Annotated in this window: 12 protein-coding genes; 3 read left to right on the forward strand and 9 right to left on the reverse strand. The window is 73.5% G+C overall.

Going from position 1 to position 12,938, the window contains the following annotated elements; translation table 11 throughout:
- The first annotated feature begins 5 nt into the window (after positions 1-5).
- Positions 6-671 (forward strand): DUF2461 domain-containing protein, encoded by a 666-nt coding sequence (locus FB474_RS15735; RefSeq protein WP_141789500.1) that lies wholly within the window; start codon positions 6-8, stop codon positions 669-671.
- A gap of 124 nt (positions 672-795) precedes the next feature.
- Here the strand turns inward: FB474_RS15735 and FB474_RS15740 are convergent, their stop codons facing one another.
- The 3 genes from FB474_RS15740 to FB474_RS15750 form a co-directional block, all read right to left on the reverse strand.
- The gene (locus tag FB474_RS15740; RefSeq protein ID WP_141789501.1) at positions 796-1,290 is read right to left on the reverse strand and encodes an amino-acid N-acetyltransferase; all 495 of its coding nucleotides are present in this window, start codon (positions 1,288-1,290) and stop codon (positions 796-798) included.
- 18 nt (positions 1,291-1,308) lie between these two features.
- Complete coding sequence (locus tag FB474_RS15745; protein ID WP_141789502.1) at positions 1,309-2,493, reverse strand: LCP family protein; 1,185 nt, start codon at positions 2,491-2,493, stop codon at positions 1,309-1,311.
- A gap of 162 nt (positions 2,494-2,655) precedes the next feature.
- Complete coding sequence (locus FB474_RS15750) at positions 2,656-5,154, reverse strand: ATP-dependent Clp protease ATP-binding subunit (protein ID WP_141789503.1); 2,499 nt, start codon at positions 5,152-5,154, stop codon at positions 2,656-2,658.
- Positions 5,155-5,442: 288 nt separating this feature from the next.
- On the opposite strand from FB474_RS15750, the gene FB474_RS15755 reads away from it, so the two are divergent.
- Complete coding sequence (locus FB474_RS15755) at positions 5,443-6,420, forward strand: hypothetical protein (RefSeq protein WP_141789504.1); 978 nt, start codon at positions 5,443-5,445, stop codon at positions 6,418-6,420.
- On the opposite strand, the gene FB474_RS15760 is transcribed toward FB474_RS15755, so the two are convergent.
- From FB474_RS15760 to FB474_RS15775, 4 genes are all read right to left on the reverse strand, one after another.
- Positions 6,408-7,244 carry an MBL fold metallo-hydrolase gene (locus tag FB474_RS15760; protein WP_246092222.1) on the reverse strand — a complete coding sequence of 279 codons (837 nt, stop codon included), beginning with the start codon at positions 7,242-7,244 and terminating at the stop codon, positions 6,408-6,410. The genes FB474_RS15755 and FB474_RS15760 overlap by 13 nt on opposite strands.
- 117 nt (positions 7,245-7,361) lie before the next feature.
- Positions 7,362-8,204, reverse strand: a complete 843-nt coding sequence (locus tag FB474_RS15765; protein ID WP_141789505.1) for an SDR family NAD(P)-dependent oxidoreductase — start codon at positions 8,202-8,204, stop codon at positions 7,362-7,364.
- Positions 8,205-8,246: 42 nt separating this feature from the next.
- Complete coding sequence (locus FB474_RS15770; protein WP_141789506.1) at positions 8,247-9,785, reverse strand: flavin-containing monooxygenase; 1,539 nt, start codon at positions 9,783-9,785, stop codon at positions 8,247-8,249.
- Position 9,786: 1 nt separating this feature from the next.
- Entirely contained in the window at positions 9,787-10,722 is a 936-nt protein-coding gene (locus tag FB474_RS15775; RefSeq protein ID WP_141789507.1) for an alpha/beta fold hydrolase, read from the reverse strand.
- A 58-nt stretch (positions 10,723-10,780) separates the two neighbouring features.
- Here FB474_RS15775 and FB474_RS15780 point away from each other — a divergent pair, with 58 nt between their 5' ends.
- Positions 10,781-11,407: a TetR/AcrR family transcriptional regulator gene (locus tag FB474_RS15780; RefSeq protein ID WP_141789508.1), complete on the forward strand. Its 627-nt coding sequence runs from the start codon at positions 10,781-10,783 to the stop codon at positions 11,405-11,407.
- On the opposite strand, the gene FB474_RS15785 is transcribed toward FB474_RS15780, so the two are convergent.
- Positions 11,390-11,578, reverse strand: a complete 189-nt coding sequence (locus FB474_RS15785) for a hypothetical protein (protein WP_141789509.1) — start codon at positions 11,576-11,578, stop codon at positions 11,390-11,392. The genes FB474_RS15780 and FB474_RS15785 overlap by 18 nt on opposite strands.
- Positions 11,575-12,921, reverse strand: a complete 1,347-nt coding sequence (locus FB474_RS15790) for a hypothetical protein (protein ID WP_221632554.1) — start codon at positions 12,919-12,921, stop codon at positions 11,575-11,577. The genes FB474_RS15785 and FB474_RS15790 overlap by 4 nt, the downstream gene beginning before the upstream one ends.
- Between the last annotated feature and the right edge of the window lie 17 nt (positions 12,922-12,938).

Genomic DNA, 12,938 nt, shown 5'->3' on the forward strand with positions numbered 1-12,938 from the left:
GAGGCGTGGTCTTCGAGGGCATCCCGCGCGACGCCGTGCGGTTCTACGGCGAGCTCGAGCAGGACAACAGCACGGAGTTCTGGGCCCGCCAGCAGCAGCGGTATGCCGTCAGCGTGCGTGAGCCGCTCACCCTCCTCGTCGAGGCGCTCGCCGGGGAGTTCGGGGAGCCCCACGTCTACCGGCCGCAGCGCGACCTGCGGTTCTCCCACGACAAGCGGCCGTACAAGGACCACCAGGGTGCCGTGGTGCGGGTCGCCGACGGGATGGGCTGGTACGTCGAGGTGGGCGCCGGGGGCCTGACCACCGCAGGGGGAGTCTTCCGGCCGGCGCCGGACCAGGTCGAGCGGCTGCGCCGGGGGGTCGACGACGACCACACCGGTGAGCGGCTGCGCGGGATCGTCGAGGTCCTGGCCGCCGACGGCTTCGACATCGGCGGGGAACAGCTGCGGACCCGTCCGCGCGGCGTGGCCGAGGACCACCCGCGGCTGGACCTGATGCGGCACAAGAGCCTGACCGCACGGCGACGACACGGTGAGCCGGTGTGGCTGTGCTCGGTCACGACGCTGGACCGGGTGCGCGCCGACTGGCGCGCCATGGCTCCTCTCGTCGCCTGGCTGACGGAGCACGTCGGCCCGTCGACCGCGACCGCCGCCTCCCGCAGTCGCCGCTGAGCCAGCCTCCCGGCCACGTCCTCGGGCCGCCTCCCGCCGAGAGGGACGTTCCTCAGGGTTGGCGGCACCCGAAAGCCGGAGAAGATCCCCCTCGGCGGGGGAAGGGCCCGCCAAGGGGGACCCCTCAGAGGGTGCGCAGCATGCGGGTGTTGCCGAGGGTGTTGGGCTTGACCCGCTCCAGGTCGAGGAACTCCGCGACACCCTCGTCGTAGGAGCGCAACAGCTCGGCGTAGACCTCGGGCTCGACCGCCCGCCCATCGATCGGCTCGAACCCGTGCCGGCTGAAGAAGTCGACCTCGAAGGTCAGGCAGAACACCCGCTTGATGCCCAGGTCGCGCGCGTCGTCCAGCAGCGCCTCGAGCAGCTGGCTGCCGACGCCCTGGCCGCTGGCGGAGGGGTGCACGGCCAGGGTGCGCACCTCGGCGAGGTCCTCCCACATCACGTGCAGCGCCCCGCAGCCGACGACCCGGCCGTCGTCCTCGACGACACGGAACTGCTGAAGCGACTCGTAGTAGGCGACCGCGTCCTTGGCGACGAGCACCCTGGTGGCGGTCAGCGGCTCGACGAGCGCACGGATGGCACGCACGTCACCGGCGCGGGCACGACGGACCTCGATCACGGTGCAGACGCTAGCCGCTCAGCGCAGGCTGCCGTCGCGGATGTCCGCGAACAGGGCGCGGGCCGCGGAGCCGAGCTCCACGATCGACTGCCCATCCGGGGACATGCCCACGCCACCGGTCGCCACCCGGTTGTGCACCCCACCCGGCCAGGTGGCGAAGACTGTCGCCGCCAAGGTCAGCACCCGCTCAGGCGAGAGGTTGGTGATGACGTGTGGCGAGGAGTTCTGCAGCAACCGGGGCAGCCTGGACGGACCGGCCAGCCTCACCCCCGCTGCACCCGCGAGCAACAGCCGCCCCTGGTTGAGCGACCGATCGAAGTCGCCGGCGGGCTGCGCATGGCGCGAGCGGGCGTAGGCGAGAGCCTGTCCGCCGTTGAGGATGTTCAGGCCCTTGCGGATCAGCGCCTGGGAGTACGTGTCGTGGAAGGCACGCGGGCTGGTCAGTCGCACCCCGCCGGCGTGGTCGACGAGCGTGACGAACCCCTGGAACCCCGTGACGACGTAGCCTTCCAGCGGCACCCCCGTGTACGCCGACACCGTGCGCGTCTCTGCCACCGGACCACCCCTGGGCAGGGCGGAGTTGATCTTGCCGTGCCCACCGGTCGAGAGCGGCACCCACGAGTCTCGCGGGATACCGACGATCCCGCCGCGGCCTTTGCCGTCCAACCCCAGGATGTGCAGGCTGTCGCCCCGCGCAGTAGCGGGGTTCTCGCCAGGCCGGGCATCCGAGCCGATGAACAGCACCCGGCGCGGCCCCGGGCCGAGGGACGGCCTGGACACCTTGAGTGAGGGCCACCAGCCGCCGACGACCTTCCACTTCGGGCCGACCGCCAGGGTGACGTCCTTGCCCGAGGTGACCACGGCGATCGGGGTCTTCTTCCACGTGCCCAGCGACCCGACGACCGTGACCTTCGCCCCCGGGGTGACCTTGCGCGCCTTGAGCGCCGCCGCCGCCGACGGCGAGGCCGGCACCGCGCCCCCGACGTAGATGGGCTTGACCGCCGCCAGCAGCCCGGCCGGCAGGCCCTTGGCCTGGAACGGGCTCGGCGGCGGGGCAGGCCTGCTCGTCGTCGACGGGGCCGCCTTCGGGGCCGGCTTGTCGGAGCCGGTGCAGCCGGCCAGGGCCAGCGCCAGGGCGACGACCCCGGCGCCGGCCGCCCTCAGGCGGCGACGGGTCAGGTGGGCAGATTGGGTCGGGCGCATCCCCACACCGTACGAGATGGCCCGCGGACGACGGCGGCACCATGTCGTCGAGGCCACCGCCGCCGGTATGCCGTGTGCCCGGGCACGCGCGAGGGGCCGGGTGCGTGCGCACCCGGCCCCTCGGCATACCTGCTGGTCAGCGTCCCCTCAGGGCGCCTTCGCTCACTCCGTGCCGGCGGTCTCCACCGGCGGGGAGTCCGGCGCCGCGGTGTGCGGGGTGCCGTGGAAGGTGAACTGCGGGTTCTTCTCGTCGTCGTCGGTGTCGACCAGGACGATCTCGCCGGCCTTGATCTCGCCGTAGAGGATCTTCTCGGACAGGGCGTCCTCGATGTCGCGCTGGATCGTGCGCCGCAGCGGACGGGCGCCGAGCACCGGGTCGTAGCCCTTCTTGGCGAGCAGGTTCTTGGCCGCGGGCGTGAGCTCGATGCCCATGTCCTTGTCCTTGAGCCGCTCGTCGAGCTTGGCCACCATCAGGTCGACGATCGCGACGATCTCCTCCTGGGTGAGCTGCGGGAAGACGATGATGTCGTCCACGCGGTTGAGGAACTCGGGGCGGAAGTGCTGCTTGAGCTCGTCCTGGACCTTGTTCTTCATCCGCTCGTAGCCCGTGCGGGTGTCGGACCCGGCGGAGAAGCCGAGCGAGACGCCCTTGGCGATGTCGCGGGTGCCGAGGTTGGTCGTCATGATGATGACGGTGTTCTTGAAGTCGACCACGCGGCCCTGGGAGTCGGTCAGGCGGCCGTCCTCGAGGATCTGCAACAGGCTGTTGAAGATGTCGGGGTGGGCCTTCTCGACCTCGTCGAAGAGCACGACGGAGAAGGGCTTGCGGCGCACCTTCTCGGTGAGCTGGCCGCCCTCCTCGTAGCCGACGTAGCCGGGCGGGGAGCCGAACAGCCGCGAGACGGTGTGCTTCTCGCTGAACTCGCTCATGTCGAGCTGGATCAGGGCGTCCTCCTCGCCGAAGAGGAACTCCGCGAGCGTCTTGGCCAGCTCGGTCTTACCGACACCGGTGGGGCCGGCGAAGATGAACGAGCCACCGGGACGACGCGGGTCCTTCAGGCCGGCGCGGGTGCGGCGGATCGCCTGGGACAGCGCCTTGATGGCGTCGTCCATGCCGACGATGCGCTTGTGCAGCTCCTCCTCCATGTGCAGCAGTCGCGAGGACTCCTCCTCGGTCAGCTTGAACACGGGGATGCCGGTGCTGGCGGCGAGGACCTCGGCGATGAGCTCCTCGTCGACCTCGGCCACGACGTCCATGTCGCCGGTCTTCCACTGCTTCTCGCGCTCGGCCTTCTGCGCCAGCAGCTTCTTCTCGTCGTCACGCAGCGACGCGGCCTTCTCGAAGTCCTGCGCGTCGATCGCGGACTCCTTCTCGCGGCGCACGTGGGCGATCCGCTCGTCGAACTCCCTCAGGTCCGGCGGCGCGGTCATCCGGCGGATGCGCAGTCGCGCGCCCGCCTCGTCGATCAGGTCGATCGCCTTGTCCGGCAGGAAGCGGTCGTTGATGTAGCGGTCGGCCAGGTTGGCCGCGCTGACGAGGGCGCCGTCGGTGATGGACACCCGGTGGTGCGCCTCGTAGCGGTCCCGCAGGCCCTTGAGGATCTCGATCGCGTGGGCGAGGTTGGGCTCGGCCACCTGGATCGGCTGGAACCGGCGCTCGAGGGCCGGGTCCTTCTCGATGTGCTTGCGGTACTCGTCCAGCGTCGTCGCGCCGATGGTCTGCAGCTCGCCGCGGGCCAGCATCGGCTTGAGGATGCTCGCCGCGTCGATCGCGCCCTCGGCGGCACCGGCACCGACGAGGGTGTGGATCTCGTCGATGAACAGGATGATGTCGCCGCGGGTGCGGATCTCCTTGAGGACCTTCTTCAGGCGCTCCTCGAAGTCACCGCGGTAGCGGCTGCCGGCGACGAGCGCGCCGAGGTCGAGGGTGTAGATCTGCTTGTCCTTGAGCGTCTCGGGCACCTCGCCCTTGACGATGTCCTGGGCCAGGCCCTCGACGACGGCGGTCTTGCCGACGCCGGGCTCGCCGATCAGGATCGGGTTGTTCTTGGTGCGGCGGGACAGCACCTGCATGACCCGCTCGATCTCCTTGGCGCGACCGATGACCGGGTCGAGCTTGCCCTCGCGGGCGGCCTGGGTCAGGTTGCGGCCGAACTGGTCGAGCACGAGCGAACCCGACGGGGTGCCCTCCTGCGGGCCACCGGTCGTGGTCGGCTCCTTGCCCTGGTAGCCGGACAGCAGCTGGATGACCTGCTGGCGCACCCGGTTGAGGTCGGCGCCGAGCTTGACCAGCACCTGCGCCGCGACGCCCTCACCCTCGCGGATGAGGCCGAGCAGGATGTGCTCGGTGCCGATGTAGTTGTGGCCGAGCTGCAGCGCCTCGCGCAGCGACAGCTCGAGGACCTTCTTGGCCCGGGGGGTGAAGGGAATGTGGCCGGACGGGGCCTGCTGGCCCTGGCCGATGATCTCCTGGACCTGCTCACGCACGGCGTCGAGGGAGATACCCAGACTCTCGAGTGCCTTGGCAGCGACACCCTCGCCCTCGTGGATCAGGCCGAGCAGGATGTGCTCGGTCCCGATGTAGTTGTGGTTGAGCATGCGCGCCTCTTCCTGCGCCAACACCACAACCCGACGGGCCCGGTCGGTGAACCGTTCGAACATCGCTATCTCTCCTCGCTATCGAGACACCTCGATGCTATCTGTGCTGCACGACATCACGGCACCCGTCGAGGGCACCTGATGCGTGATCGGGACAACGGCTCCGCTGGTCGCGGTGTTCCTCGCCTTGAGTCCCATTCGCTCATGTTCGCCCACGGCGTACGGATTGGCCCGAACCGTCCCACTCCGTGACCCAGAGTCTGTCGGGTCCGGGGCCGCCGCGCCGGGAGTTCACGGTTCCTTGCGGATCACTTGAGGCAACCCGGTGCCGGACCTGCGCGTCCCATCGGCATGGTGCGCCGCTCCCTGCTCCTGCCCCTGCTCACCCCGCTGCTGCTCCTGGCCGCCTGCGGCCAGCAGCGCGTCGGTATGCCGGGTGGCGGCGGCAGCGGTGACGGCGGCTTCCAGCAGCGCGCCGCGGCGGTCGCCCGCGCGTGGCGGCTCCACCCGCCGGACCAGGACTGGGCGCACGGCTTCGTCCCGCTCCAGGACCTCGCCCTCCCCCCGGCCGACGGGTTCCCCGACGTCGCGACCAAGCAGGCCTTCCTGGCCGGCCTGTTCCGGCTGAGGGGCAGCCTGCCGGACACCCCGGCATCCGGGCCGGTGCGGTTCGCGGACGGCAGCCTGCTGCGGGTGCCCGTGGTCGGGGCGCGCACGGCATACCGGCTGCTGGACCGCGGCGGGGCCGCCTGCACCGGGCCCACGACCCCACCGCCCGCCGGGGACAGCCAACCGGCCGCGCCGTCGGCCGGGTCCCCGGGCGGCGTGACGTCCACCGGCGTCGGCCCGTGCACGGCGCTGACGGTGACCGGCGCGCGGCTGTCGACCGCGCCGCTGCGCACCAGCCGGGGCGTGGCGACGGTGCCGGTGTGGCTGTTCACCGTCGAGGGGCTGTCCGGGCCGGTGGGCCGGGTGGCGGTCTCCCCCGACGCGGTGGGGCAGGTCCCGGAGCCGCCGGCGCTGCCGTCCCTGCCCGCGGACCACCGGCTCGACGCGGCCCAGGACCTCATCGGCGTCGGCGGGGAGTCGCTGCGGTTCCGGGTGGGCGTCAGCCCGTGCGACAAGGACGTGCGGGCACGGGTGCTCGAGGACGACGGCGTCGTGGTGGTGGGCGCGTCCATCTCGCGCACCTACGGGTCACCCTGCCCGGCGATCATGATGCTCGACCCGGTGCGCGTGACCCTGGCTGCCCCGCTGGGCGGGCGCCTCGTGGTCGACGTGGTCACCGGCCGCCCGATGGCGCTGAACCCGGCGGCTCAGGCCGGCTGACCCGTCCGCGGCGGCAGGCACAGGCGGGTGCCATCGGGCACCGCCCGGGCGCCACACACCGCGAGCCGGTGCGCGAGCTCGGCGCCGGGCGGGTTGAAGTGGCTCAGGTGGACGGCGACCACGTCGGTGCGGTCGGTGACGGCGCCGACGTGGCGCAGCGCGTCCACGGTCCGGGCGAACGAGCCGAAGGTGAGGTGGGCGCCCGGCAGGTCCGTCCGGTCGCCGAAGGTCTGCTCGAGCAGCAGGAGGTCGAGGCCGGCGCCCGCGAGCGCCGCGACCGTCCCGTCCGGCAGCTCGGCGGTGTCGGTGGCGTAGAGCAGCCGCTGGCCGGCGGGGCCGGCGACGTCGTAGAGCACGGCCTCACCCGGCGCACCGTGGTTGGCGGCCAGGACGCGCACCCCGTGCCCGGCCACCTGGTGCAGCTCGCCGGGCCGCACGGCCACCAGCTCGACCCGGTCCTGGCCGGGGGCGAGCCAGGGCGCGCACGCCTCGACCACCGGGGGCGGCCCCAGGACACGCAGCGGCCGGTCGGTCACCCAGCCGCGGTAGAGCAGCATCGCCGGGTCGAGGTGGTCGGGGTGCGCATGGGTGACGAGCACCGCCTCCAGGCCGGTCAGGTCGACCCCGGCACGCAACGCCTGCCGGGGGGCCTCCGGGCCACAGTCGAGCAGGAGCCGGCCGTCGACCAGGGCGCTGGTCTGGGCGCGCAGCTCCCCGGTCGCCACCGCGTGCCGGCAGGAGGTGCAGGCGCAGAAGGGGTTGGGCCACCCGTCCGCCGCGCCCGTCCCGAGCAGGGTGACGGTCATCGGGTCCTGGGCGCTCACGCCCGCAGCCTGCCACGCCGTCTCAGCCGGGGCGCTGGTGTCCCGAACGACGATCCTCGCCGCAGTTTCGACGCGAGAAGTGGCCCGAAGTGCCGCGATGATCGTCGCGCGGCGCGGTCAGGCGTGGACGCGGCTACGGTGCACCCGCGCCTGCACCCGGCACAGGCCGCGGGCGGCCGGCGGCGCCCAGCGGTTCAACCGCCACAGCAGGTGCGCCAGCACGCCCACCGGGACGACCGCCTGGTTGCGCTCCAGCCCCCGCACCGCCCGGGCGGCGACGGTCTCGGCGCTGAGGAACTTCGGCTGCATCAGCCGCACCGCCTGGCGGACGCTGCCGCCGGCGATCGACGGCGGCGCCTCGTAGACCTCGTCCAGCAGCGGGGTGTCCACGAAGCCGGGGCACAGCACGGTGACGCCGATGCCGAGCGCCGCGGCCTCGGCGCGCAGGCCGGTCGAGAGGCCCACGACCGCGTGCTTGGTCGTCGTGTAGGGCAGCATCGCCGGGGCGGGGATGAGCCCGGCCAGCGAGGCGGTGTTGAGGATGTGCCCGCCACGCCGCGCGCTCATGTGCGGGTAGACCGCGCGCACCCCGTTGACGACGCCGCCGAGGTTGACCGCCAGGGCACGGTCCCAGTGCCGCTCGTCCAGCTCCTCGAGCAGGCCGCCCAGCGCGATACCGGCGTTGTTGACCATGACGTCGACCGGTCCACGGTCGGCCTCGGTGCGGTCGACCAGGTCGCGGACCTGCTCGAAGGAGCTGACGTCGACGGTGGCCGGCTCGGCCACCCCGGGACCGGCGGCGGTCAGCTCCGTGGCGGCCCGGGTCGCGCGATCTCCGTCGAGGTCGGCGACCACGACGTGGCTGCCGCGCGCGACGAGCTCGGCGGCGATGGCCCGGCCGATGCCGGAGGCACCGCCGGTGACGATGCTGACGCGGGGATTGAAGGGGGCGCGGGGCACGGACGGGCTCCTGTCGGTGGGCCGAGGGGGTCGGTGGTCAGGTCAGGAACGGTCGGCGGGGACCGGTTCGGCGCCGACCGTTTCGGCGGCCGGCTGGGCACCCGTGCCCGGTGGACGCGGGGCGACGGTGGCGAAGTCGGCCCGGTCGAGCCGGCGGGTGCGCCACCAGTAGCTCAGCGTCGAGCCCGGCCAGACCGTGGTGTTGTTGCCGAACCGGTCGAGGTACCAGCTGCGGCAGCCGGACGCCCAGACCGTGCGCCGGCTGCGCGTGCGCATCTCGCGCGTGAAGCGCTCCTGCGCCGCGTCGGTGACCACGACGGGCCCGCGCCGGCGGCGGGCGTGGTCGAGGGCCTGGAGCACGTAGCCGGTCGCCCACTCGATCATCATCACCACGGAGGTGTGGCCCAGCCCGGTGTTCGGCCCGAGCAGGAAGTACAGCTGCGGGAAGCCGGCCGTGGTCACCCCGAGGTGGGTGCGCATCCCGCCGGACCAGGCCTGCTCGAGCGAGCGCCCGTCGAGGCCGCGCACCTCCAGCCGGTCGTAGCTGCCGGTGACGCTGAACCCGGTGCCGAGCACGATCGCGTCGACCTCGCGGCGCGTGCCGTCCGCCGTCACCACGGCGCCCGGCTCGACCCCGGTGATGGCATCGGTGACCAGCTCGACGTCGTCTCGGTCGAACGCCGCCCAGTAGTCGTTGGAGATGAGGATCCGCTTGCAGCCGATGGTGTAGTCGGGGGTGAGCGCGGCCCGCACCTGCGGGTCGCGGACGGACTTGGCCAGGTGCCGCCTGGCCACCCGCTCGACGAGCTTCATCGCGGCCGGGTAGCGCGAGAACGCCAGGACCCGGGACTCCAGCTCCCAGTACGTCGCCCACCGCACCGCCCGCTGCAGACCGGGTATCCGGCGGTACGCCGCCTTCCGCGCGGCACCCAGCTCGCGGTCGCGCTTGGGCAGGATCCACGCGGGGGTGCGCTGGAAGACGTGCACCTGCGCGGCGCGCGGCGCGAGGGCCGGGACGAGCTGCACCGAGCTCGCGCCGGTGCCGACCACGGCGACCCGCTTGCCGGTGAGCCCGTCGTCACCCTCGGGCCAGCGCGCCGAGTGGTGGACCGGGCCGCCGAACGAGGCGAGGCCCGGGATGTCCGGCAGGGAGGGCTCGTGCAGGGCGCCGATACCCAGCACCACGGCGTCGGCGGTCCACTGCCGGCCGTCGGCGACGGTGGCCGTCCAGCGGGCGGAGGGCTCGTCGTACACGAGGGAGCGCAGGTCGGCCCCGAAGCGCAGGTGGCGCTCGACGTCGTGCTCGCGGGCGCAGCGGCGCAGGTAGTCCCAGATCTCGCCGGCCGGGGCGAACTCCCGTGACCATGAGGGGTTCTGGGCGAAGGAGAAGCTGTAGAGCCGCGACGGCACGTCGCAGGCGCACCCGGGGTAGCGGTTGTCGCGCCAGGTGCCGCCGACGTCCTGCGCCTTCTCCAGCACGACGTAGTCGTCCTCCCCGCGCTGGGAGAGTCGGATCGCCATGCCCAGGCCGGAGAAGCCGGTGCCGACGACGATGACCCGGTGGTGCGGGACGGTCGCCATGTCAGGCCTCCTGCCCGGCGCCGACCCGGCTGCCCCGCGCGAGCCGGAGCAGGTGCTCGGTCACGGTCTGGGTTCTTTCGAGCGGCAGCATGTGGCCGGCGCCGTCGAGCACCTCGTGATGGGCCTGCGGCAGCGCCTGCGCGATCACGGCCGAGAAGCGCGGCGGGGTGAGCTTGTCGGCCGACCCGACGAGGACGGCTGTCGGGACGTCGGCGAGCACCGGCAGCGCGTCGAGCTCGTGGTGGGCACTGAGGGCGAGGAAGAACCGGCCGATCGTCGCCGCCGGGTTGGCGGTGATGACCCGGTGCGTGCTGGTCACGTCCGACTCGTCGGCTCCACGTCCGAACAGCAGCGCGCGGGAGCCTTCGAGGCGCTGGCCGCGGACCCGGACACGACCCGGCACGGCGGCCAGCAGGCGCATCAGCCAGGGCAGGACCCGCGCCGCCACCCGCCGCAGTCGCGGCGGGGCGCCGGAGGCGGAGGCGAAGTGGCCGGCGTCCTCCTGCACCAGCGAGGCGGCGGTCGAGACGAGCCCCACGCCCGCCACGCGGTCACGGACCAGTCCGGGGTGGGCGCCGGCCATCGCCAGGATCGACATGCCGCCCATCGAGTGCCCGGCCAGGACCAGTGGCCCGGACGGGGCGAGCTCACCGATGACGCAGGCGAGGTCGTCGCCGAGCCGGCGGATGGTCGGCCGGCGGGTGCCGCGGCCGGAGGCGCCGTGGCCGCGCTGGTCGTAGCGGACCACGCGCAGGGCCGGGTCGGCGGCGCCGAGGGCGTGAGCGACGCGGTCCCACGAGGAGTGGTCCAGGGTCCAGCCGTGGGCGAGGACGAGGGTGACCCCCGCGCCGTCGCCGCCAGGGACCTCGCCAGGGCCGTCGACCCAGGCGGCGATCGGAGTGCCGTCGTCGGCGCGGACGGTGTGCCGGGTGCTCATGGCGGGCGAACTTACCACGAGTAACTTACCGGCGGTAGGGAGCAGCTAGGATCCGGGCATGACCCCCGAGGCGACCCCCGCGACCCGCTCCCGGATGCCCCGAGCCGAGCGGGAGGCGCAGATCCTCGCCGTGGCCGAGCAGGTGTTCGCCGAGCGCGGCTTCCAGGCCACGACCATGGAGGACGTCGCCGAGCGGGTGGGCGTCACCAAGCCGATGATCTACGGCTACTTCGGCTCCAAGGAGGGCCTGCTCGCGGCCTGCGTGGCGAGCGCCCGCAGCCAGCTGCTGCAGGCCACCGAGGCGGCCTGGGAGGCGGTGCCCGAGGGGTCGTCGGTGGAGGAGCAGTTCCGGGCCGGGGTGGGCGCGTTCTTCTCCTTCATCGACGAGCACGCCTCGGCGTTCGCGCTGATCACCCACGAGGGGGCGATGCAGGCCTCCGCGGCCGCGGGCATCGAGAGCATCCGCCGGCAGCAGACGGCGTTCATCGTGCGGACCCTGCAGCAGCGGGCCGGCCTCGACGCCGTGCCGACCACCCTGCTCGAGGGCTACGCCGAGGTCGTGGTCGGCGCCTGCGAGCGGCTGGCCATCTGGCGGGCCCGGCAGGAGCGCCCGGTCAGCGCCGAGGACGTCACCGAGCTGGTCATGGGCGGCGTCTGGCACGGCCTCTCACGCCTCATCCCCTGAGGGCGGCCCGAGCTCGTCCTCGTCGTCATCGGCGTGGGCGTCGCCCTTGCGGGCGATGGCGAGGAACGACCCGACCAGCAGCAGCGGCCCGAGCACCATCGCCGCCTCCGGCAGGCCGCCGTAGTGCCCGAGCGTGAGCACCCGGACCGGGGTCAGGACCGCTCGCCTCACGGCGCCGTCACCAGCACGATCCCGCCGGCGGTGAACGCCACCATGGCCGCAAGCAGGGGGTACTGCGCCGGGCGGAGGGAGCGCCGGGGGAACGTCGCCACGGCCCGGTCGTGTGCGGCCACGACCCCGACCACGTGGCCGGCGACGATGGCGCCGACCTGGACCAGGGAGATCAGGGCCGTGGACATCACGGCGTGGTCGACCTCGGCCGAGCCGCCGGTGCCCAGCAGGTCCCAGCCGCGCCCGAACGGGTCGGTGGCGAGCAGGTAGCCGAGCTGGCCCTGGGTCACCGCGAAGGTCGCGTAGTGGGCGACTGCGTAGCCGACCACGATCGGCACGAGGGAGTGCGCGAACCGGCGGCCCATGCCGCCCTGGGGCAGCCCACCGCGGGTGCGGTGACGGGCCGCCGCCCCGGTGGCCGCGGCGAAGACCAGCATCACGAGGGCCACGCACGCCACCAGGCCCAGGGAGTACGCCAGGAGATGGGCGACCCCGTCGAGGCCCGCGGTCGCATGTCGCCACGGCCGCGAGCGCGAGAGCCCGTCGAATCCCGTCGACCCCAGCAGCAGGCAGATGACGGCGGTCAGGCTCCGGTCGGGTCGCAGCCCGGCCAGGTGCACCATCGGGCTGCGCAGCAGCAGCCGGCCGTCCTCGTCGCGCGACAGCGGCGACAGCCGGGCGAGCAGCCCCGAGTAGACCTCGAACCCCTCACCGCGCCCGAACCACTGCGGGCCGAACCAGGTCCCGGCGGCCCCATGGACCAGCACCCACGCCGTGCCGAACGCCGCCACGACGCGGGGCTCGGCGGACCACTCCGGCACGAGCTCCAGCCACGCGAAGGCGCCCAGGCCGGCGAAGGCCGGCCAGTGCGCCCACCGGTCCGGCAGCGGCCGCGGCCGGACGCCGGCCACCCGACCGGCGGCGGACGCCAGCGTGCGCACCGGGTTGACGGCCCGCCATACCGGGCCGAGGAGCACGGACAGCGGGACGAGCCCGACCCAGAACCAGGCGTAGAGCCAGGTCGGGGCGAGGTTGCCGTCGGCGTCGTCCGGGCCGATCCAGCCGGCGGCGAGCCAGAGCAGCAGCGCCGCCAGGGTGAGCGCGCGCAGCCCCAGCCGGAGCGTGCGCGAGCCGACCACCCGTGCGAGCACCGCCGGCAGCGCCCGGCCTCCCGCGGGCTCCTCGAACCGGGCCGAGGACCAGAAGGCGGCCAGGCCGAAGAAGGAGACGGCCACGGCGGACCCGGCGGCGTAGGCCGCGAGCCAGACCGGGACGGCCGGGTCACCGCGGCCGCCGATGCCATGCAGCGGGACGGCGCTGATGACGGCGAGGGCTGGGGTCACGCTCGCTCCTGACGTCG

This window comes from Oryzihumus leptocrescens (assembly GCF_006716205.1).
Taxonomy (GTDB): Bacteria; Actinomycetota; Actinomycetes; order Actinomycetales; family Dermatophilaceae; genus Oryzihumus; species Oryzihumus leptocrescens.